Origin of the sequence: Pelagibacterium sediminicola (assembly GCF_003390885.1) — a bacterium.
Taxonomy (GTDB): Bacteria; Pseudomonadota; Alphaproteobacteria; order Rhizobiales; family Devosiaceae; genus Pelagibacterium; species Pelagibacterium sediminicola.
The window spans coordinates 36,414-58,663 of the sequence record NZ_QMEL01000005.1; the positions used below are offsets into that span (position 1 = coordinate 36,414).

Below are 22,250 nucleotides of genomic sequence, written 5' to 3' on the forward strand. Positions count from 1 at the left end.
ATTGCCATGGGCCGGATAATATCAAAAGGTAGTGCTCAAATGCCTGAAGTGATTTTTAATGGCCCCGAAGGCCGTATCGAAGGCCGTTACCAGCCGGGCAAGGAGCCCAACGCCCCCGTCGCGATCGTTCTTCACCCCCACCCCCAGTTCGGGGGTACGATGAACAACCAGATCGTCTACAATCTTTTTTACATGTTCGTGGAACGCGGCTTTGCGGTGCTTCGCTTCAATTCGCGCGGGGTCGGGCGTTCGCAGGGCGTATTCGATCACGGAGTCGGCGAGCTTTCCGACGCCGCCGCGGCGCTCGACTGGCTCCAGGCCCTCAACCGCGAAAGCCGGGGCTGCTGGATCGCCGGGTTCTCGTTCGGCGCCTGGATCGGCATGCAGCTCCTGATGCGCCGCCCCGAGGTCGAGGGCTTCATCTCGGTCTCGCCCCCGGAAAATCTTTACGATTTCTCGTTCCTTGCCCCCTGCCCCTCCTCGGGCCTGATCATCCATGGCGACAAGGACCGCGTGGCCCCTCCCGAAGCGGTCCAGAAGCTCGTGGACAAACTGAAGACCCAGAAGGGCATCACCATCGAACAGCAGATCATCGAGGGTGCAAACCACTTCTATGAAGGCAAGATCGACGAGTTGATCGGCAATTGCGGCGAGTATCTCGACCGCCGCCGGGCCGAGATCGCCGCCGGCGGCGGACGTTGAGCGATAAACAAAAACATCCTCAAAACCTTCGACCGGGTCCTGCCCAATGACACAGTTCAAATCGGAATTCCTCGCAACGCTCAACGAGCGCGGCTTCATCCATCAGATCTCCGACCCCGAGGGGTTGGACAAGGCTTTTGCGAGCGGGGTCGTCACCGGCTATATCGGGTATGATCCGACCGCCGCTTCGCTCCATGTCGGCCACCTGATGCAGATCATGATGCTGCACTGGATGCAGAGGACAGGCCATCGTCCCATCGCGCTGATGGGCGGCGGCACCGGAATGATCGGCGATCCTTCCTTCAAGGACGAGGCGCGCAAGCTGCTTACGGTGGAGGGCATCGCCGCCAATATCGAGGGCATCAAGCGCAAGTTCGCCAACTTCCTCGATTTCGACCGCCCCGGGAACCCGGCCATCATGGCCAACAACGCCGACTGGCTGCTCGGGCTGTCCTATGTGGAATTCCTGCGCGACGTGGGCCGTCACTTTTCGGTCAACCGCATGCTGAGCTTCGATTCGGTAAAGCAGCGCCTCGATCGCGAGCAGTCGCTCTCGTTCCTCGAATTCAACTACATGATCCTGCAGGCCTACGACTTCGTGGAACTGCACCAGCGCTATGGCTGCGTGCTGCAAATGGGCGGGTCGGATCAGTGGGGCAACATCATCAACGGGCTCGATCTGGGCCACCGGATGCTGGGCGCGCAGTTCTTCGCGCTCACCTCGCCGCTGCTCACCACTGCCTCGGGCCAGAAGATGGGCAAGACCGCGAACGGGGCTGTCTGGCTCAACGAGGACGCGCTTTCGGTCTACGAATTCTGGCAATACTGGCGGAACACCGAGGACGCCGACGTCGAGCGGTTCCTCAAGCTCTTTACCACCCTGCCGCTCGATGAGATCGCGCGCGTCGTCGGGGGCGTCGCCACCGATATCAACGAAGCCAAAAAGGTGCTGGCCACAGAGGCCACCGCGCTCGTCCACGGCCGCGCCGCCGCCGAGGAAGCCGCCGCCGCCGCCGTGGCGCTTTTCGAGGCAGGTCAACTGGACCTTTCGCTCCCCACCATCCAGATCGGCTGGTCGGCGCTGCGCGGGGGCCTTGGCATTCTCGCCGCCGCCGTCACCGCCAACCTTGCCAGCTCAAACGGCGAAGCCCGCCGCCACATCCAGGCCGGCGCGCTCAAGGTCAACGACGAGACGGTAACCGACGACAAGCTGGCGCTGGGCGAAGAACACGTCCTCTCCGAAGGCGTCATCAAGCTCTCGATCGGCAAGAAGCGGCATGTGCTGCTAAAGCCGGTCTAAGCGATAGACGCTGCTGCGCAGCGCCCCCTCATCCGCCCTTCGGGCACCTTCTCCCACGAGGGGAGAAGGTGGGCACTGTGGAGGTTTCGGCTCTTGAGCCCCCTCTCCCCTTGAGGGAGAGGGGCTGGGGGTGAGGGGGCCGCGATGCTTCCGCAGGCACAGCATCCGAGTTTACCCCCCCGTCTGCTCCTGCGCCCGATACTCGAACAGCGTCCGGAATACCCCCGGCGCAAGAATCGAAACCGGATTGACCAGTATCTGCGGCTGGCTCAGCGGACCGCGTACGGCAAACGTCACCCCGATCAGCCCCTCCCCTTCGCGCCCGCCGAAAATGGGCCCCAGGATCGGCAGTTGCTGGAAGATGTTGTTGAGCCCGAACAGCGGCACGTAGGTGCCGGCAAGGTCGTATTGCCCGTCGCGCGTCAGGACGTTGCCGCGCATGGTGCCCCCCACCGTATCGCCATAAAGCGCCGCTTCGAGAACCTCGATCCGGTCGGCGGTGCGCAGGAATTCGGCGCGGCCGAAATCGAAGGACAGTGAACTGCTCCGCCCCAGCACCTGCCGGGATTCCTGATGTTCGCCCACGATCTGGGACAGATTGGCTTCATCGGCGATCGAAAATTCACGGATGATGAATTCACCGCGATCGATCCGCGAAGGCGGATCGTAGCGCATGACGAGGCTCCCCTCGCCCCCGACGAGACGCGGATAGACGCCGATGAAGCGCAGGACGGCACCAATGTCGTTGGCCGCATAGGAAATGACGCGGCCTTCGGGCAGCGCGTTGGTCGTCGCTGACATGGTGCGCCCGCCGCCCAACTGCCCGGTGAGATTGACGCGCCGCAACTCGTCGCCGCGCACGGCAAGGTCGAGATCGAGATTATAAACCACCGCCGCATAGTGCCCCAGCGCGCGGTCGAGATTAACTGAGACATTGAAGACCTGGTTGCCCAGGTCCTCGCTGGCCCCGGCATCGGGATCGCCCTCAAGATCGAAGAAGCGCTTGAGGATGGGCTTGACGTCCAGTTGCTCGCCCCTGACCGCGAGCGAAAACCCGCCATCGATCTGCGTCATCGATACCTGGGCATCGTCCCCCGGACTGATCTGGAAGGTGGAGAATTCGGCCAGTTCCAGCGTGCCGTCGAGCCCGACATCGACATCGCCCATCAGCCGCACCGTACCGAAGGCAAGGTCGAGATCGCTGATCGCCGTCCGGTCGCCGTCCAGCCTCACCACCCCCGCCAGCCGCCCCGGCGCGCCGCGCTCCTTGGCGATGCCGATATCGGTGAGCCTCAACCCCGCATCGGCCAGATCGGCCAGCACCTGAAAGCTCCCGTCGGGCATCGGACGGGTGACTACCCGCACATTGCCATCCATGAACTCGGAAAGATCGAGCCCGATCGAGCGCGCATCCTCGACGCTGAACGTGGCGGCAGCCCGGAAATCGGCCGCCTCGTTTCCCGAGCGCGTGGCGTGAAGATCGACCGCGATATCCTCGAGCTTGCCCTGCCCCGCAATATTGAATCCGGCCTGCGAGGCGGTGAACGACAGATTGGTTTCGGAAAAGCCGAACCCCTCTATGGGGTTGATGCTGCGCAGGTTGGCGACCGATCCGTTGAGCACATAATCGGTGCTGATCATGCGCCCTGTTTCATCGGTCTTGATCGTCGAGATCACCGTCGCCGCCACGTCACCGCCGAGGTCGTCCGCCAGCGCATCGAGGTCGAACCCGAACTGAAACTCCTCGAGAAGGTTGAGCGGCTCGGCATTGGCGATCCGCATCACTGTGGGCACCGAGCCCGATATGTCGCCGGAAATTTCAAAAATCTGCGTCGGCGCGGAAGTATCCTGATTGAGAAAGGCCGCGTTTGAGATGGCGATATTGCCGGATGGATCGGTGATCGTCGCCTTCTCGAACGCCATGGTGAACTGGTTGTCGCGCACTGTCACCCGCGCCTCGCCATCCACCCCGAACTGGGGAATGCCCTCGAAAGGCTGTAATTCGAGATCGGAGCCGACGATCTCGATATCGATCGAGCCTTCGGGGACCGGGCCGGTCTGGTCGGGATTGCCGATGGTGCCGACGGGGAATTTGAACCGCATGTCGGCGGAATGGACCTGCCCGTCGATGACATATTCGGCGAACAGCTCCCGTGCCTCGGGCGAAAACAGATAGGGCCAGAGCCGTTTGAGATCGTCCGAGGACGCGCCGCGTCCGCTGATCGTCACATCGAGCCCGATCCCCTCGCGGACCGTGTCGACGCGCCCCTGCATGACGACGCTGACATTTTCCCGCGCACCCACCATCCGGTCGATGCCGATCGCCCCGTAGAGCGGGGCCGTCCAGCCCTCGAAACTGAAAAGCTCGAACGGCTCCCGGGGCGCATCGAGGTCGTCGGGGTGCAGCCACACATCGCTGGCCCGGATCGAGAGGCCGACCGTTGGCCCGAACAACTGATCGAACCCCATGACCAGATCGCCGCTGACCAGCCCCCGGCTCTGCCCGATGGCGGCATCCACATCGGCAAAGCTGAACCGCGATTCCCGCGGGGTCCACGCGACCTCGAACGGCTCGGTCTCGATGGCGAACAGGTCGTTGTTGAGCCTCAGCGCGGTGCCGGAAAGATCGATGGTGAAGGTCGCGCCTTCAACGATGCCTGCCGCATCGTAATCGATCTGCGCGCCCAACCGCCCCACCCCGCGCAGGGCGGCAATGCCCTCGGCGTCGTCGAGAAAGGGAATGACGGTCGAAAAGTCGATGTCGTCCACATCCGCCGAGATGACCGCGCCATCGACGGTCCGCTCGCGCACCAGCGTCCCGTGCATGGTCCGGCCCGCGATCTGCGCCGAAAAGACCGCCGAGACCCGCCCGTCCTCGCGTCCGGCCCGGACCTCGACGCCGATGCTGTCGAATTCCTTGTAGAGCCCATAGACCGTGTCGAGTACGCCCGCCGAGCCGTTGCGCACCTCGATGCGGTTGACCTGTCCGCCCATGGCGCGGGCGGCAACGTCCGCAAGCGAGGTGTTGATGTTTTCCACGTTGGCGATCAGCCAGTCATTGTCCGAGCGCAGCCCGGCGGCGCCCTCCTCCATGCCGTCGAGCGACAGCCCCTCGCTGCCGATGACGACCCCCTCGACGGTTTGGGCTCCCTGATGGATGCGCACGACCGAGGGCGTGCCATCGCCGGGGTCCTCGATATCGAAGCGGGAAAGGCGCGTGCCGAGCAGGTCCTGGACGGCCTGGAAATGGGGCTCGATCATGACGATCCGCGCCTCGGGCCGCCCGCGCAGCATCCCGAGGGGTGAAATGGAAATATCGAGGGCCGACATGGTGATGAGCGACTGATGTGTCTGTTCGGTCAGCGTCACGTCCGAAAGGCGGAAAGCCAGATCGACCGGCCCGTTGAGCGACAGCCCGAAATCGGTCCAGCCGACGGCAAAGCTGTCATCGACCACCCCGGCCACCATCGATTGCGCCCGGTCCGACAGGAAGTTGAGCGAGATCGGTCCGAACAGCAGACGGACATAAACCAGCGCGAAAAGCGCGACCACAATGAGTGCAGCGATACGGATGGCCCCGAGCCAGCGCTTCTTGCGCGCGGGACGCGGAGGGTCCGGGGTCATGGCGGTTTCGCTCACATCATAGGGTCCAGATCGAGTCCATTCCGGATTACCGGGAAGAATCGGCTAAAAGCCGATCAGCCGTTTGGGCGACCATACTGGCTCGAATGTGGCCGAACACCTAAAATGCCACGAATTTCGCATAAGGATGCCATTTTCATGATTGTGCTGGCCAAAGGCGATGCCGCCCCCGATTTCACGCTCCCCACTGACGATGGAAGCCATTTCACGCTTTCCGCCCATCGCGGCCGGTCGGTGCTGCTCTATTTCTATCCGCAAGCCGATACGCCGGCCTGCAACGACCAGAATATCGGCTTCACAACCCACGCCCCCGCCTTTGCCGAAAAAGACATCGTGCTGGTCGGCATCTCCCCGGATAGCATCGAAAAACTGGCGAAGTTCAGAACGACCTACCAGCTCTCCCCGATTCTTCTCTCGGACCCCGATCACGTCGCGATCGGCGCCTACGGTGTCTGGGGCGAAAAGCGCAATTATGGCCGCACCTATATGGGCCTCATCCGCTCGACCTTTCTTGTGGGACCGGACGGCAAGCTCACGGAAATCTGGCGCAATATCCGCGCCAAGGGGCACGTGGAACGAGTCCTGAAAGCGCTGGGCTGAAGGCTTTGTTAACCATGAGCCCGCATAGTTTCCCCTGGTCATCTTTCGGCAGAAGCCGCCTGTATTTTGGGGGAAGCGTCAGGTGCGTTCCGGGGAAGCGCAGAGCGGGTTTGGGCGGGCAAAACCCAAAAGCCCGCAACGAGGGCCGCATAAATCCGGTTTCCTGTTCTATGCGCTTTTCGCGCTGCTGCTCGGCACGAACGCCGTGACCGGCATCGCATTCTATTATACTCCCGAGATCAACGACCTGCTGCGCGAGGACAACTCGGCGATCATCACCGCCTATGAGCAGCGCATCGTCCAGCTAAGGCTTGAGGTCGACCGCCTCCATTCGCGCCAATACGCCCAGATGGGCGACATGAACCTGCAGATGCACGAACTGGTGCAACAGCAGGAAATCCTTGCAGAACAGCACGAATATGTTCGCGCGCTGGCCGACATGGCCCGCGACATGGGCATCGCCATGGGCGGCACAAGCGCGCCCGTCGATACCGATATCGTTACCGGCGCCATCGGCGGCCTGGCGCCCGCCGAAACCGGCGATACGGCAGTGCTGGCCCAGAACCTCATCGCCATGCAGGAAGAAACCCGCATGGCTCTTGCCTCGCTTTCCGATGCGGCAACGCTCTCGACGCAGGAGATCGTGGGCACGCTGGAAACCCTCGGCGTCCGCCCCTCCATGCCTCGAGACGAGGGAATCGGCGGCCCGTTCATCCCCGCCGATGGCATGGGCGAGCTTTCCATCATCGAGGAAGCCAATGCGGTGGCTTCGGCGCTGGCCCGGTTCCAGTCAGCGCGCCAGACCCTGATGATCACCCCTGTCCAGCGCCCGGTCGCCGGAAACCTCTCCATGAGTTCCAATTTCGGCAACCGCATGGACCCGTTCCTCAAGCGCACGGCCTTTCATTCCGGCATAGACTTCCGCACGCCGACCGGCACCCCGATCCTCGCCGCCGCCAAGGGCACCGTCACCTATGCGGGCACCAATGGCGGCTACGGCAAGATGGTGGATATAGACCACGGCAACGGGCTGGTCTCGCGCTACGCCCATATGAGCGCGATCAACGTGCATGAGGGACAGTCGATCAGGGGCGGAGAGCGGATCGGGCTTGCCGGATCGACGGGCCGGTCGACCGGCCCGCACCTTCATTTCGAGGTCCGGCGCGGCGGCAGCGCCGTCGACCCCAGCCGTTTCATCACCGCCGGGCGAACCCTCGCCAAATTCTTCTGAGAACGCTCCAAATTGAACGAGAAAACGATTTTCGTTCAATTCGTTCAGTCAAAATTTCCGCTCCCCTCCCAGCCAAGTCATTGATTTTCCTATGCCCACGCTATCCCGGATCGTGAAAGCGGGGATAAGTCGAGAAAATCAGAACGAAGCGTCGGGCAGCGGGATGACTTCGGTTTCGTCGGGCACGGCGCCGAACCGGGCCATCTTCCAGTCCTCCTTGGCCTCCTCAATGCGCTCCCTGCTGGACGAGACGAAATTCCACCAGATATAGCGCGGCCCCTCGAGCGCGGTGCCGCCCAGAAACATCATCCGGCTCGGGCGCACGGCGGTGACGGTAATGGCATCGCCGGGGCGGAAGACGAGGAGACGCGGCGCCTCGAACACGTCCCCTGCGATATCGATCGCGCCCTCGACGAGATAGATGGCCCGCTCCTCGTAATCGGCATCGAGCGGGGCGGAAAGGCCCTCGGCCAGCGTCACCTCGACATAGAACCAGTCCGAAACCATCGAAACACTGGCGCGCTTGCCGAATGCCTTTCCGGCGATGACGCGGGCGTTGAGGCCATTGTCTGCAACGACGGGCAGATCGGTGGAGGAAAAATGCTGGAAACTCGGCGCGATCTCTTCCTGGCCCTTGGGCAAGGCGATCCAGCTTTGGAGGCCCAGCAGCTTATGGCCGGTGGCCCGCTCGACCTCGGGCGTGCGCTCGGAATGGGAAATCCCGCTGCCCGCCGTCATGAGGTTCATGGCGCCGGGCTCGATAGCCTGGATATTGCCCTCACTGTCGCGGTGCATGACCCTGCCGTCGAAAAGATAGGTGACGGTGGCCAGCCCGATATGGGGATGGGGCTTCACGTCCATCCCCTGCCCGGCCACGAACTGCACCGGGCCGAAATGATCGAAGAATATGAACGGCCCCACCATCTGCTTCTTGCCATGCGGCAGCGCGCGGCGCACGGCGAACCCTTCGCCAAGATCGCGCGTGCGCGGCACGACGACGAGTTCGAGCGCATCGCAGCTCTGCTTGTCGCCGAGGATGGGATCGCGGTCTGGCATCCAGCTCATGGGGGGCTCCTGTAGGTGTTGGAGCATACCCCGACACCTCAGCGTGTACCAGCCAGCATCGCTGGCCCCCTCATCCGACCTTTCGCTTCGCTCCGGCCACTTTCGTCATTCAAATCGCTCCACCGGAGCGATTTGCCCTTCGGGACATTCCTCAATCCCACAAGGGGAGAAGGGGAACCCTGCGGATGTTTCGGCTCTTGAGCCCCCTCTCCCCTCGTGGGAGAGGGGTTGGGGGTGAGGGGGTGCGATGCTTGCCAAAAGCCGGAAAGGCCGAGCTACCCTTCTTCCCCCGTCTCAGCCCCCACCCGCTGCGCCAGCGAGGCCTCCATGAACTTGTCGAGGTCGCCATCGAGCACATCCGAAGGCGCGGTGCTTTCCACCTGCGTGCGGAGGTCCTTCACGAGCTGGTAGGGTTGCAGGACGTAGGAGCGGATCTGGTGGCCCCAGCCGATGTCGGTCTTGGAGGCCGCCTCGGCGTTGGCCGCTTCCTCGCGCTTTTGCAGCTCGAGTTCATAAAGCCGCGCCCGCAGCATGTCCCAGGCCTGCGCGCGGTTCTTGTGCTGGGAGCGCTCGTTCTGGCACTGGACGACGATACCGGTGGGGATATGGGTGATGCGCACCGCCGAATCGGTGGTGTTGACGTGCTGTCCGCCCGCACCGGAGGCGCGGTAGGTATCGATGCGCACATCGGCTTCGCTCACATCGATATCGATGGAATCATCGATCACCGGATAGACCCAGACGCTCGAAAAGCTGGTATGGCGGCGGGCCTGGCTATCATAGGGCGAGATGCGCACGAGGCGATGCACCCCGCTCTCGGTCTTGAGCCAGCCATAGGCGTTGTGGCCCTTGACCAGAATGGTCGCGCCCTTGATGCCCGCTTCTTCACCGGCGGTATATTCATAGGTCTCGACCTTGAACCCGCGCCGTTCGGCCCAGCGCGTGTACATGCGGAACAGCATCTGCGCCCAGTCCTGGCTCTCGGTGCCCCCGGCCCCGGCATGGACTTCCAGATAGCAGTCATTGGAATCCGCTTCGCCCGAAAGCAGCGTCTCGACGCGCATACGCGCGGCGGTTTCACGCAACTCGGCAAGCGCGGCCTCCGCCTCGGCGACGATTTCGCTATCGCCTTCGGCCTCGCCAAGTTCGATCAGTTCCACATTGTCGGCAATGCCCGATTCGAGCGCCTTGACGCTGGCGATGGCGTCTTCGAGCGACTGGCGCTCGCGCATCACCTGCTGGGCGGCTTCAGGATCGTTCCAGAGGTCGCCCGATTCCGATCGGGCGTTGAGGGCGTCTAGTCTTCGCTGGGCCGTATCCCAGTCAAAGATGCCTCCTCAGCAGGCTTATGGCCTGCTTGATGTGATCGACGGTCTTTTGCGTTTCCGCTCGCATTGTTCTTCCACTTTTCAAGAGATGCGGCTGTGACTTAATGGGAAATGGCGGGAGGATCAACTGCCAGCATCCGTGCGTGTGGCTTCACCCCTCCCCAACCCTCCCCATCAAGGGGAGGGTGCTTCCTTTGCGTGGTTGTCCCATACGCTCCAAGCCAGCACCTCCCCCCTTGTGAGGAGGTTGGGAGGGGGTGACGATGCCTACCACAACGCTCCCGTCCCAGTGACAAACCCCTGGGAATTCCCGCCCTGGATATTCTCGAACGCCGCCGAGTGCACGCCGATGACCGAGGTGATGAGGTTCGCTCCCGTTCCCGGCTTGAACGCCTCGCGCACCCCGCCGCCTGCCGAAGCAACGCCGGTGGCCGGATCGATCCATTCCAGCCGCATGCCTGCGGGCATGTTGAAGGGCGTGGCGGGCTGTCCGCGCAGGGCCGCCCCCACGAAATCGGCAAAGATCGGCGCGGCAAGCTCGCCGCCGGTGGACGAGCGCCCCATCGAGCGCGGAATGTCGTAGCCGACATAAACACCTACCGCCAGTTCGGGGGTGAAGCCCACGAACCATGCGTCCTTGTAATCGTTGGTGGTGCCCGTCTTGCCCGCCACGGGCCGGTCGAGACGGCGCACCGCCGTGCCCGTGCCGCGCTGGACGACGCCTTCCATCATCGAGGTGATCTGATAGGCGGTCATCGGGTCGAGCACCTGCGCGCGGTTGTCGATGATGTAGGGTTCCCCCTGCCCCGTCCATTCGGCCTGCTCGCACCCATCGCAGATGCGCTCGTCGTGGCGATAGATCGTCTGCCCGTAGCGGTCCTGGATGCGGTCGATCAGCGTGGGGGTGATCCGGCGCCCGCCATTGGCGATGGTGGCGTAGGCCGATGTCAGGCGCAGGACCGTCGTTTCGCCCGAACCCAGCGCCATCGAAAGCACCGGCATCAGATCGTCGTAAATCCCGAACATCTCGGCATAATCGGCAACCATGGGCATGCCGAGGTCCTTGGCCAGCCGCACCGTCATCACGTTGCGCGACAGCTCGATGCCGCGCCGCAGCGTCTGCGGACCATAAAATTGCTGGGCGTAGTTCTCCGGTCGCCAGACCGAGCCGTCCGCGTTGACGATTTCGAGCGGCGCGTCGAGTATCACCGAGGCCGGGGTATAGCCATTGTCGAGGGCTGCGGCATAAACGATGGGCTTGAAGGACGAGCCGGGCTGGCGCATGGCCTGGGTCGCGCGGTTGAACTCGCTTTCGGCAAACGAGAACCCGCCGACCATGGCGAGCACGCGGCCCGTGCGCGGGTCCATGGCCACCAGCCCGCCCTCGATCTCGGGCACCTGGCGGAGCGCATAGACCCCGTCCTGATCGGCGACCGGCTCGACATAAATGACATCGCCTACGCTCAGAAGCTGGCTCAGCGGCTGGCTGACCCAGCCCACCGCCGATCCGGGCACCTGCGCCTCGACCCGCACGGGATCGACCCGTCCATCGACATCGATGGCGGGGCGCAAGCCTATATGGGCGAGGTTGTTTTCCATTTCGAGGACGACCGCCAACTGCCATTCGGGCACGTCGCGCAGGGGCGAAATCTGTGAGAGGGCAATACCCCAGTCGCCATCGGTCTCGATGGTCGCCACCGGCCCGCGAAAACCGCGAGCCTGATCGAAACCGATAAGCCCGTCCATCAGTGCGCGCCGCGCCAGCGCCTGCAAACGCGGATCGAGCGAGGTGCGCACCGACATGCCGCCGCCATAAAGCTGATCCTCGCCGTAAAGCGAGCCGAGCTGGCGGCGCACCTCCTCGGTGAAATATTCAGCCGAATAAAGCTGGCTGCCGCCCCGGCGCGGGATGACGTCAAGGTTCTCGGCCTTGAAGGCCTCCCCTTGGGCGAATGTGATGTAGCCGTTCTCGACCATGCGATCGAGAACCCAGTTGCGCCGCTCGATGGCCGCTTGCGGGCGCCGGAAGGGATGGTAATTGGCCGGCCCCTTGGGGAGCGCGGCGATATAGGCGGCTTCCGAATAGCTCAGTTCATAAAGCGCCTTGTCGAAATAATTGAGCGCGGCGGCGGCAACGCCGTAGGAATTGAGCCCCAGGAAAATCTCGTTGAGATAAAGTTCGAGAATCTTGTCTTTCGAGAAGGTGTTCTCGATCCTGAGCGCCAGCAGGGCCTCCCTGATCTTGCGGTCCCAGGTCTGCTCGGAGGTCAGAAGAAAGTTCTTGGCCACCTGCTGGGTGATGGTCGAGGCGCCGACCAGCCCGCTGCCGCCATTGAGCATCCCTTCGACATTGTCGCGCGCAGCCCGGATGACACCCGCGACGTCGATGCCGAAATGGGAATAGAAATCCTTGTCCTCGGCGGAAAGGAACGCGGCGATCACGTGGGGCGGGATGGTCTCGACCGGCTGGAACAGCCGCCGCTCGCGGGCGAACTCGGCCAGAAGCGTGCCGTCGGCGGCATGGACGCGGGTGGTGACCGGCGGCTGGTAATCGGTGAGCGAGGTATAATCGGGCAGATCCTCGCTCACGATGAAAAGATAGGCCCCGACCCCGAGCAGCCCTGCCAGAGCGACAAACACGCCAAACCCGAAGAGCCAGCTCAAAAGTCGAAACATATACCGCCATTTCCCAAGCGCGGCGCATGGCGCCGACTGCGAATCATAAATACCAGACAAGGATTAAATTGTGGACGGCGGGAGCAGATTTGTGATGGATGGGCGCTCAAAAGCAACATCGCAGCACCCCTCATCCGACCTCCGCTTCGCTCCGGCCACCTTCTCCCTCAAGGGGAGAAGGGAACCCTGCGGAGTTCTCGGCTCTTGAGCCCCCCTCTCCCCTTGCGGGAGAGGGGTTGGGGGTGAGGGGTGCGCGATGTCAAGCCTCGCGCCGGGACTGGCTACCCCCGCCCCTCGAAATAGATCGCCACCCCCCGCGCCAGTGCCGCCGCGACGCGGTTGAGCCAGGCGTCGGTGGTCAGGTTTTCGGTATCGTCGGAGTTGGACAGAAACCCCAACTCGATCAGCACCGAGGGAACGTCCGGGGCGTTGAGGACGAAGAAATCGGCCTGCCGCAAGGGGAAGCGCCGCAACTGAACGGAAGGTTCGAGCTGGCTCAGGAGCGCCTGGGCGGCGGAATAGGATTGCCGACGCGTTTCCCGGCCGAAAAGATCGATCAGCACGTCGACGACGGCGGGGTCCTCGGGCGGACCGAACCCGGCAACGAGATCGGCGCGGTTTTCATTTTCGGCCAGCACCCGGTCCAGCGCGTCGAGCACGATGTCGCCGCGCGTATAGATGCTCGCCCCGCGCACATCCTCCTGATCGAACGAATCGGCGTGAAGCGAGATGAAAAGGTCGGCCCGGTTGGTGCGGGCCAGCGCGACCCGCTCGGCAAGGGTCAGAAAACTGTCGTTCTCGCGCGTCAGCGCAACGTCGAACTTGCCGGTCTCGACCAGAAGGCTCTGGAGCTTGAGCGCGAAGGCCAGCACGATATGCTTTTCCTCGAGCCCCGAGGCGGACTTGGCCCCGCCATCCACCCCGCCATGCCCCGGATCGATGACGATGAGCGGGCGGACGGTGACCTCGGCGGTTGTGGTTTCGCCCGGCGCGGTCTCGGTGCTGTCGAGCGCGGGCTCGGCAACGGGCGCCGCCTCGTCGGCGGGAATATCGCGCACATTGGCGGCGAAATTTTCAGCCGTGTCGGGAATGAGATCGATGACGAGCCGCGCCGGCTGATCCTCGAACGCTTCGAGGATATAGGATTGCTGCACGCGTGCCGGCGCGGTCAGTTCCAGTTCAGCCCGCACGCGCTCGGCCCCGGCCGAAGCGATATCATAGCTGGAGACCAGCCCGTCCCCGGCCACCTGCCCCCCGCTGTCCCCGGACTGGGCGCGCAATTCGATGATGACCCTTTGGGGCGCGGCCAGCGTATAGATGGTGAATTCGGTGGGGTTCGTAATGTCGAGCACCAGCCGCGCCCGCTCGGCGGTCGAGGTGACGCGCGAATCGAGGATGGCGGGCAATGCGGCGGTTTGCGCATCGGACGCATCCTCCTGCGCCAGCCCGGGCGCGGCGGGAAAGACGGCGAGGATCAAAAGGACAAGGAGCGCCCGCAAAGGTGCAAAATTCATACCCGACTCCGTTTGGCGCGCACCTTATGCGATTCTCCGGCATTTTGAGGGCCTGCTTGCATCGGCACGAAACACTCCCCACATCGGGCCGATGTTCAGCCCCAGATTGCCTATTGCCAATCGGGGGGAACACTCGTAAGGACAATATTCGGGCCCGAATATCGTTTGCGGCGAGGCCATTGCATCGTTTTGCGCCTTTTGAAAAGGCCGGTGGCAATTGCTCCTGATCGCGCAGCGGCTAGATGCCCGGATGAAGGATATTGGCCCTCATGGGCCGCGGCGGGTTCAGTATCGTGCCCGCCGGTTGCGCGGAAGGACCGTTCCGGTTTCCCAGCCGTGCGACACCGAGTTTGAGCGGCGCGAGGGCAGAATTTCCCTTCCCGCTCTGAGGATGAGGTCGAATGGGCACTTCGCTGGCAAGAAGCGACACCGCAGATTTTCTGTGCCGCAGCCAGTGGCTCGATGCCTCCGCGACCGAACCCCAAACCTCCCCGGACGTCCAAGGCGTCCTTTTTCACACGACATACGCCTCGCATGGCGCCGGCGCCCATCTTCATGGTGGACGCGGCATCGGCGCGCGAGCGCGCGGAGTTTTCTTAAATGCCTACAAAAAGAATGTTGGTGGACGCCACCCACCCGGAAGAAACGCGGATTGTCGTCACTAGCGGCAACAAACTCGAGGAATTCGACTTTGAGTCCGCCGAACGGCGGCAACTGAGGGGCAACATCTACCTCGCCAAGGTCACGCGGGTCGAACCTTCCCTGCAGGCGGCCTTCGTCGAATATGGCGGCAACCGCCACGGCTTTCTCGCCTTCTCGGAAATCCACCCCGACTACTACCAGATCCCGGTCGCCGATCGCGAAGCCCTGCTGAAAGCCGAAGAAGAGGCCGAGGAGGAGGAAGCCGCGCTCGACGATGCCGAGGCCGACGGCGGTGACGACGACCACCACGATGACGACGACAATGGCGAGAATGGCGACAACGGCGATTCCAGCCACGATCTCGACGCCCCCAACGCCGCAAGGCCCAAGGTCGTGCAGATCGGCGAAGGCGATGCACTGGAAGATATCCAGGAGCGTCCGCGCCGCAGCCAGCGCAAATACAAGATCCAGGAAGTGATCAGGCGCCGCCAGGTGCTTCTGGTCCAGGTGGTGAAGGAAGAGCGCGGCAACAAGGGCGCGGCACTCACCACCTATCTTTCGCTCGCCGGACGCTATTCGGTACTGATGCCCAACACGGCACGCGGCGGCGGGATCTCGCGCAAGATCACCAGTGCGGCGGACCGCAAGCGTCTGAAGGAAATCGCTTCCGATCTCGAAGTGCCCCAGGGCATGGGCGTGATCCTGCGGACCGCCGGAGCGGCGCGCACCAAAGCCGAGGTCAAGCGCGACTTCGAGTATCTGATGCGGCTGTGGGAGAACGTGCGCACCCTGACGCTCGAATCCACCGCCCCCTGCCTCGTCTATGAGGAGGGAAGCCTCATCAAGCGCACCATTCGCGACCTTTACAACAAGGACATCAGCGAAGTCCTCGTGGCGGGCGAGGCGGCCTATCGCGAGGCCAAGGATTTCATGCGCATGATCATGCCTTCGCATTCAAAGAATGTGCAGATCTACAAGGATGATGCGCCCATTTTCTCGCGTTTCAATATAGAAACGCAGCTCGACTCCATGTTCCACCCGCAGGTGACGCTCCCCTCGGGCGGCTACATCGTCATCAACCCAACCGAGGCGCTGGTTTCGATCGACGTCAACTCGGGCCGCGCGACCCGCGAGCACAATATCGAGGACACCGCGCTCCAGACCAATCTCGAGGCGGCCGAGGAAATCTCGCGCCAGCTTCGCCTGCGCGACCTTGCCGGGCTGATCGTTATCGACTTCATCGACATGGAAGAGCGCCGCAACAACCGCGCGGTGGAAAAAAAGCTCAAGGACTGCCTGAAGAACGACCGCGCACGCATCCAGGTCGGCCATATCAGCCATTTCGGCCTGCTCGAAATGAGCCGCCAGCGCATTCGCTTCGGGGTTCTGGAAAGCTCGACCCACTCCTGTCCCACCTGCGCGGGCACCGGACTGGTGCGCTCGGTCTCCTCGGTCGCGCTGATGGTCATGCGCGCCATCGAGGACCACGTGCTGCGCAAGCCGGGCCAGTCGATCAACGCCAACATGCCTGCCGAAGTGGCGCTCTATATCCTCAACACCAAGCGTGAAACGCTGCTGGCGCTCGAGGCCAAATACGGGCTGTCGATCACCATTTCGGCGCTGTCCGATCTCGTGGGTTCCCAGTTCAATATCGAACGCGGCGAGGCCCGCACACCGGTTTCGGCCGCCGCCGTCCAGCATATCCGCGCCGATTCCGCCACCATGAGCGATTATGACGAGGCCGAGGGAGAGGCCGAGTCCGAAGGTGAAGAAACCGCCGACGCCGACAGCCACGTCCAGCGCGACGGCAAGCGCCGCCGCAGGCGCCGGCGTGGTCGCGGCGGCAACGGTAACGGCGATAGCAATGGCAATGGCACTGACGCCGTGTCGCCCGAGGAAGCGGCAACGCCCGATGCCGAAAGCGGCGATACCGAGGAGGGAACCGCTCCCCTCGCCACCTCTGAAGACGACGACGATCATCCGCGCAAACGCCGCCGCCGCGGCCGCCGTGGCGGACGCCGCAACCGGCGCGGACAGGATGGCATGGAGACCGACAACGGCGATGACGAGGGTTCGGCGGAAGCCGAAGCCATGGACGCCGTCGAGGGCCGCACCGCCGAACCGGCTCCGGTCGAGGACGACACGCCCCCTGCCGATGCCGCCCCTGTGACCGAGGCTGAAGAGCAGCCGGTCAAAAAACCCCGCCGCACCCGCAAGCCCGCCGCTGCCAAGGAAGTGGAAGCCGAGACGGCAAGCGAACCGGTGAGCGAGGAACCCACACCCGTTGCGGAAGAACCGGCACCCGAAGCGCGCGAAGAACCCGTCAAAAAGCCCCGCGCACCGCGCCGGAGAGTGACGAAAAAGGTTGAGGCCGAAGCCCCCGCCGAGGAGGAGGCGAGCGAACCGGCAGCCGAGGAGCCGGCGCCCGAGCCGGAAAGTCCGGCTCCCGCCCGATCGCGCAAGAAGGTGGTGCCCGCCGACGAAATCGTCACCTCGTCAACCAGCACCGGCGAGGAAGAAAAGCCCAAGAAAGCCGGCTGGTGGCAGCGGCGGCTGGGGTTGGGTAGCTAAACGATCAGCTTGCCTCCGTCGCTATCCCGGGCTCGACCCGGGATACACAGCAAACCATCCAACACGGTGGACTTTGCAGCATGGGCCCCGGCTTTCGCCGGGGCAGCAAAGGAGCATGAGGCTCATTGCGTCAGAATCTGAAATGATCTAGACAGAAGAAATTCGATGGAGGCGGGCGTCGGCACCCAAAAAGGTCGAGCGAACGCGTGCGGGGAGTTCCGCGTAACAAGCCGTTCCATCGCCGTCCTCACGCCCCCGAGCGCAAAAACCGTTCCATCCGCTCCAGCGCTTCCTCGATGTTTTCGCGCGTTCCGGCGTAGGAAAAACGCATGTAGCGGCTTCCGTTGACGCGGTCGAAGTCGGCGCCGGGGGTTGCCGCGACACCCGCCTCGTTGAGCAGGCGCACGCAGAAGTCCATGGTGTCGTTGGTGAAAGGCGCCGCGTCCACATAGGCATAAAACGCACCATCGGCGGGTTCGGCGGAAGCAAAGCCGAGGCGTTTGAGGCCGTCGGCAAGCAGCAGCCGGTTTTGCGCATAGTCGTCGCGGCGCTGGTCATAGACCACGCGCTGGTCGAGCGCGGCGAGCGCGGCGTGCTGGGATACCGACGAGGCGGAAATGAAAAGGCTTTGCGCCATCATCTCGGTGCGGCGGACGACATCTTCGGGCATCACCAGCCAGCCGATGCGCCAGCCGGTCATGCAGTAGTATTTCGAGAAACTGTTGATCACCACGTGGTCGGCGCTGGTTTCGAGGGCGCTGACATCGCCCCCGGCGTAGTTCAGCCCATGATAGATCTCGTCGGAAATGAATCGCACGCCCAACCGGTCGCAACAGGCAATGATCGCCGCCAGTTCTTCCTTGTCGAGCACGGCGCCGGTGGGATTGGCGGGACTGGCGAGCAAAAAGCCCTCGAAGGGCATTTTTTCATAAGCCGCCTCGATGTCGGCAACGCTCGGCTTCCAGCCATTGGCCGCGCTCAGAGGGATTTCGGCAACGCTCATGTTGAGCGAGGCGAGAATGTTGAGATAGGCCGGATAGCCGGGCCGGGTGACCGCAATCCGCGCGCCGGGCGCAAATGCCGAAAGGAATGTGAGGATAAAGCCGCTCGACGACCCCATGGTGATAAGGATACGCCCGGGATCGACTTCTGCGCCGTGCCTCTCTCCGTAATAGCCCGCAAGCCGTTCGCGCAAGGCTGGAAGACCCTTGGCCGAGGTGTAACCCATGGGCCTGCCAAGGCACCCCCTCACTGCCTCGAGCACCGCCGGAGCGGGCGCACCCCCCGGTTCGCCAAGTTCGAGATGGCATATATCCCTGCCCTCCGCCTCGAGCATCTGCGCCCGGGCAAGAATCTCCAGTGCATAAAACGGTTCGATTGCGGCAAGAGTCATCTAACAGTCCGATTTGAGGTAGGAACGCAGGAGCAAAAAGCGCAGCCCGTCCAGGGCTCATTGCCCGGTTTTCCAGAGCAATCCAATCCCGGGCTGGCCGGCGAGCCGGAAGAGGGCAAAAAGGCTAATTTCTAATATCAGCTTTATAAATAGAATTGATTACCGTGTCGATACAAGTATATGGTAATTTGTTCTATAAAAAAAATAATATTACGGAAATTATTGCCCTGTCCCGCCATCGGAGCCGACATCACGGATTCGGCAACAATAGATTCTTGCTTGCCCGCATAGCTCCGGCCCCATGCTAAGGAAAGGCCAAACACAGGCGATTCGGAGCTGTCGATGACGAACCTGACAAACATTGCGACCACGGCCGCCGTCGCGGCGGTATGCGCGGGACTTGTGGCGGGGGTGCTGGTCCGTCCCGCGCCGGGGCCCACCCAGGCCGAGATCGCCGCGATGATCGATACCGCCGTCACCGAGCGGCTGGCCGAAACCGCCCCTGCCCCGGCAGCCGGCCCGATGGACACCGCCGATCTCAACACCGCGATCGAAACCTTCCTGCTCGACAATCCACGCCTGCTCGAAAGCATGTCGGTGGCGCTGGAGACCGAGATGCGCGCCGAAGAGCAGGAGCGCGCCCGCATCGCGCTCACAACGCTCGAAGACGATATCTACAACGACCCCGCCAACATCGTGCTCGGCAACCCCGAAGGCGACGTGACGCTGGTCGAGATGTTCGACTACAATTGCGGCTATTGCCGCCAGGTGCTGCCCGACGTGATGGCGCTGGTCGAGGAAGACCCCGGTCTGCGCGTGATCCTCAAGGAATTCCCCATCCTCTCGCAAGGCTCGGTCGATGCCGCCCGCGTCGGCGTTCTCGTCAACAAGCAGGGTGTCGATTACGCCCGGTTCCACACCGCGCTCTTTTCCGCCCGTGGCGCGGTGACGGGAGAAACCGCGCTGGCCGCCGCCGAAACCCTCGGCCTGAGCCGGGTGATGATCGAACTCGACATGAACACCGACGACGTCACCGCCGCCCTCCAGCGCAACTATACGCTGGCGCAGGGGCTGGGGATTTCGGGAACGCCCGCCTTCATCATCGGCAACGAGGTGATCCCCGGCGCGGTCGGCAAGGATGAACTGGCGCGCCGCATCGCCAACATGCGCGAATGCGGTGCCACCCAATGCCCCACCGATGGCTGAGGCCATCCCCGACAAGGCGCTGGCACGGCGCCTGGACCGGGTCGCACGGTGCTTCGATGCGGGCGGACGCCTCCAGCGCTGGCCCTCGCGCCGCGCCGAGCAGGACCTGGCGCTATGGATCATCTGGTCGCAACTGCCGGGCGATGGACAGATGGATGAACTCGAAATCAACACCCTGCTGCGCACGTGGCACGATTTCGAGGATTATGTATTGCTCAGGCGCGAACTGATCGAAATGGACCTCCTGCGCCGCACGCCCGATGGCCGGATCTACCGCCGCGTGGCGCGGGACCTGCCACCCGAGGCGGCGGCACTGGCGGAAAGGCTCGGTGCGTGATGGAAAAGGCCGCGCGGGAACTGTTCGATCGCTATGAGCGCTTCTTCAACCGCTCGCTCGCCGGCGACATGGACATGGAGGAAACCGCCGCCCTCTACGCGTCGGAATTCATAGCCGCCTCACCCGCCGGGGTGATGACCGGAAAGAACGACGAAAAATTCCGTGAGGCCATGCTCGGCGGATATGAGCATTACCGGGCCATCGGAACGAAAGGGATGAAGGTCCGCAACGTCCGCATTTCAGACATCGACGAACATCATTGCGTGGCGCACGTCGCATGGACCGCCTTTTATATGCGCAAGGACGGCTCCGAGGTGGCGATCGATTTCGAGGTCCATTATTTCGTCCAGGATACGGACGGAACCCCAAAAGTCTTCGGCTGGGTCGCCGGCGACGAGCAGGCGCTTTTGAAAGAGCGCGGGATTATCTGAGCCGGACGAGGCACTGTCGATATGCTCGAATGTGGCGGACAAAGGTGATCTGTGAGATAATGGACCTATGAGCACAAACGAAAAGCCGATCTCGATAGCCGACGCAATCTCACCGGTTCCCGTTGAGCCGACCGGAAACGTCGAGGCATGGCATCTTGAGAAAATCGGCCAACGCCACAAGGCCGCCGACGAGGGCCACTTCGTAGCCGCTGCCGACGTCCAGGCGGTGATCCGCAAATTCGTTCCCGATGAATGAAATCGTCTGGCTTCGGGATGCGCTGCAAGATCTCGATGACATAGGCTCGTATATCGCGCTCGATAACGAGCGCGCAGCCGCACACATCGTGCGACGTATCGTTGAGGCCGTTGCCGTCCTTTCCTGGCATCCCAAACTGGGCCGCCTGCTGGCGGATGGCGAGACGCGTCGCCTGACGATTACCGGAACCCCCTACATTGCGTTTTATCGGCTGCGCGAGCGAATCGAAATACTGGCGATTTTCCATGCTGCGCGGCGCTTTCCCGACACATTTCGCGACTGACGCCCGGAAATCGTCCGCTAATGGTTCTTTCTTTGCCATTTCTCTCGATTTCGTATAACCGGGCTTGCAGCCGAAAGACCGGTGTCGGAAAATCATAGTTCATGACAAAGCGCGTACTGATCCTCAATGGACCCAATCTCAATCTCCTGGGCAGCCGGGAGAAGTCGATCTATGGCGGCAAGACGCTTGCCGATATCGAGGCGCTGTGCCGCGAAACGTGCGAAACCCTCGATCTGTCCTGCGATTTCCGCCAGTCCAACCACGAGGGCGAACTGGTCGACTGGATCCAGTCGGCCAGGAAGACCGCCGACGCCATCATCATCAACCCGGCCGCCTATTCGCACACATCCCTTGCGATCCACGACGCGCTGCGCGCGGTGGACAAGCCGGTGGTCGAGGTGCATCTGTCCAACATCCACCAGCGCGAACCCGTCAGGCACCACTCCTACGTCTCGAGCGTTGCGGTGGGGGTGATTTGCGGGCTGGGCGCGACCGGGTATAAATTGGCCATCGAGGCCGTAGCCGAAATCCTCTAGAAAGAGAATGTCCCCGGCCAGGCGGGGCGTGGAGCAACGATAACAATGGCAAAAATCTCTCAGGTCGATCAGGACCTCATCCGCACCATCGCCGAACTGGTCAATGAGGCCAATCTCGCCGAGATCGAGCTCGAACAGGATGATTTCCGCATCCGCGTCACCCGCACCTTCGCCAAGGAAGTGGTGCAGGTCGCAGCGCCCGGATACGCCGCGCCGCACGCCCCCGCCCCGGCGGCAGCGCCCGCCGCCGCTCCCGCCGCAACGCCGGTTCCCGCCGCATCGAGCGAAGACCTTGCCTCGAACCCGGCAACGCTCACCTCGCCCATGGTGGGCACCGCCTATCTTGCGCCCGAACCCGGCGCCAAGCCGTTCGTGGAAGTGGGCTCGAAGGTTTCCGAAGGCCAGACCGTGCTGATCGTCGAAGCCATGAAGACCATGAACCAGATTCCGGCACACCGCGCGGGCACCGTCACCCGCATCCTCGTCGATGACGCATCGCCGGTCGAATACGGTGAGCCGCTCGTCGTGATCGAGTAG

18 protein-coding genes are annotated in these 22,250 nt (G+C 63.0%); 12 read left to right on the forward strand and 6 right to left on the reverse strand.

Going from position 1 to position 22,250, the window contains the following annotated elements:
- Positions 1 to 39 precede the first annotated feature (39 nt).
- Positions 40 to 702, forward strand: a complete 663-nt coding sequence (locus DQG18_RS09685; protein ID WP_116654066.1) for an alpha/beta hydrolase — start codon at positions 40 to 42, stop codon at positions 700 to 702.
- 46 nt (positions 703 to 748) lie between these two features.
- Positions 749 to 2,002: a tyrosine--tRNA ligase gene (gene tyrS, locus DQG18_RS09690; RefSeq protein WP_116654067.1), complete on the forward strand. Its 1,254-nt coding sequence runs from the start codon at positions 749 to 751 to the stop codon at positions 2,000 to 2,002.
- Between the two features lie 171 nt (positions 2,003 to 2,173).
- Here the strand turns inward: tyrS and DQG18_RS09695 are convergent, their stop codons facing one another.
- Positions 2,174 to 5,641: a hypothetical protein gene (locus DQG18_RS09695; RefSeq protein ID WP_116654068.1), complete on the reverse strand. Its 3,468-nt coding sequence runs from the start codon at positions 5,639 to 5,641 to the stop codon at positions 2,174 to 2,176.
- A 141-nt stretch (positions 5,642 to 5,782) separates the two neighbouring features.
- Between DQG18_RS09695 and DQG18_RS09700 the strand changes: the two genes are divergently transcribed.
- Together DQG18_RS09700 and DQG18_RS09705 are read left to right on the forward strand one after the other, a co-directional pair.
- The gene (locus DQG18_RS09700) at positions 5,783 to 6,244 is read left to right on the forward strand and encodes a peroxiredoxin (RefSeq protein WP_116654069.1); all 462 of its coding nucleotides are present in this window, start codon (positions 5,783 to 5,785) and stop codon (positions 6,242 to 6,244) included.
- 82 nt (positions 6,245 to 6,326) lie between these two features.
- Positions 6,327 to 7,475 (forward strand): M23 family metallopeptidase, encoded by a 1,149-nt coding sequence (locus DQG18_RS09705; protein ID WP_245958429.1) that lies wholly within the window; start codon positions 6,327 to 6,329, stop codon positions 7,473 to 7,475.
- A 138-nt stretch (positions 7,476 to 7,613) separates the two neighbouring features.
- Here the strand turns inward: DQG18_RS09705 and DQG18_RS09710 are convergent, their stop codons facing one another.
- From DQG18_RS09710 to DQG18_RS09725, 4 genes are all read right to left on the reverse strand, one after another.
- Entirely contained in the window at positions 7,614 to 8,540 is a 927-nt protein-coding gene (locus tag DQG18_RS09710) for a pirin family protein (RefSeq protein WP_116654070.1), read from the reverse strand.
- Positions 8,541 to 8,815: 275 nt separating this feature from the next.
- Positions 8,816 to 9,935, reverse strand: a protein-coding gene (prfB, locus tag DQG18_RS09715) for a peptide chain release factor 2 (protein WP_116654071.1) whose coding sequence is annotated in 2 segments (ribosomal slippage) — positions 8,816 to 9,865 and positions 9,867 to 9,935 — 1,119 coding nt in all. Because the reading frame shifts where the segments join, the coding sequence is not laid out codon by codon here.
- A gap of 200 nt (positions 9,936 to 10,135) precedes the next feature.
- Positions 10,136 to 12,544 (reverse strand): penicillin-binding protein 1A, encoded by a 2,409-nt coding sequence (locus DQG18_RS09720; RefSeq protein WP_116654072.1) that lies wholly within the window; start codon positions 12,542 to 12,544, stop codon positions 10,136 to 10,138.
- A gap of 281 nt (positions 12,545 to 12,825) precedes the next feature.
- A complete protein-coding gene (locus DQG18_RS09725) occupies positions 12,826 to 14,058 on the reverse strand; it encodes an N-acetylmuramoyl-L-alanine amidase (protein ID WP_116654073.1) in 1,233 nt (410 codons plus the stop codon).
- Between the two features lie 600 nt (positions 14,059 to 14,658).
- On the opposite strand from DQG18_RS09725, the gene DQG18_RS09730 reads away from it, so the two are divergent.
- A complete protein-coding gene (locus DQG18_RS09730) occupies positions 14,659 to 17,271 on the forward strand; it encodes an Rne/Rng family ribonuclease (protein WP_116654074.1) in 2,613 nt (870 codons plus the stop codon).
- A gap of 247 nt (positions 17,272 to 17,518) precedes the next feature.
- Here the strand turns inward: DQG18_RS09730 and DQG18_RS09735 are convergent, their stop codons facing one another.
- Complete coding sequence (locus tag DQG18_RS09735; protein ID WP_116654075.1) at positions 17,519 to 18,664, reverse strand: pyridoxal phosphate-dependent aminotransferase; 1,146 nt, start codon at positions 18,662 to 18,664, stop codon at positions 17,519 to 17,521.
- 342 nt (positions 18,665 to 19,006) lie between these two features.
- Between DQG18_RS09735 and DQG18_RS09740 the strand changes: the two genes are divergently transcribed.
- From DQG18_RS09740 to accB, 7 genes are all read left to right on the forward strand, one after another.
- A complete protein-coding gene (locus tag DQG18_RS09740) occupies positions 19,007 to 19,870 on the forward strand; it encodes a DsbA family protein (RefSeq protein WP_116654076.1) in 864 nt (287 codons plus the stop codon).
- The gene (locus tag DQG18_RS09745) at positions 19,863 to 20,207 is read left to right on the forward strand and encodes a DUF2087 domain-containing protein (protein ID WP_157970096.1); all 345 of its coding nucleotides are present in this window, start codon (positions 19,863 to 19,865) and stop codon (positions 20,205 to 20,207) included. Before DQG18_RS09740 ends, DQG18_RS09745 begins: the two co-directional genes overlap by 8 nt.
- Positions 20,207 to 20,638, forward strand: a complete 432-nt coding sequence (locus tag DQG18_RS09750) for a DUF4440 domain-containing protein (RefSeq protein ID WP_116654078.1) — start codon at positions 20,207 to 20,209, stop codon at positions 20,636 to 20,638. The genes DQG18_RS09745 and DQG18_RS09750 overlap by 1 nt, the downstream gene beginning before the upstream one ends.
- Positions 20,639 to 20,705: 67 nt before the next feature.
- Positions 20,706 to 20,894: a hypothetical protein gene (locus DQG18_RS09755; RefSeq protein ID WP_116654079.1), complete on the forward strand. Its 189-nt coding sequence runs from the start codon at positions 20,706 to 20,708 to the stop codon at positions 20,892 to 20,894.
- Entirely contained in the window at positions 20,887 to 21,177 is a 291-nt protein-coding gene (locus tag DQG18_RS09760) for a type II toxin-antitoxin system RelE/ParE family toxin (RefSeq protein WP_116654080.1), read from the forward strand. Before DQG18_RS09755 ends, DQG18_RS09760 begins: the two co-directional genes overlap by 8 nt.
- A gap of 101 nt (positions 21,178 to 21,278) precedes the next feature.
- Positions 21,279 to 21,713 carry a type II 3-dehydroquinate dehydratase gene (aroQ, locus tag DQG18_RS09765; RefSeq protein ID WP_116654081.1) on the forward strand — a complete coding sequence of 145 codons (435 nt, stop codon included), beginning with the start codon at positions 21,279 to 21,281 and terminating at the stop codon, positions 21,711 to 21,713.
- 45 nt (positions 21,714 to 21,758) lie between these two features.
- Positions 21,759 to 22,250 carry an acetyl-CoA carboxylase biotin carboxyl carrier protein gene (accB, locus tag DQG18_RS09770; protein WP_116654082.1) on the forward strand — a complete coding sequence of 164 codons (492 nt, stop codon included), beginning with the start codon at positions 21,759 to 21,761 and terminating at the stop codon, positions 22,248 to 22,250.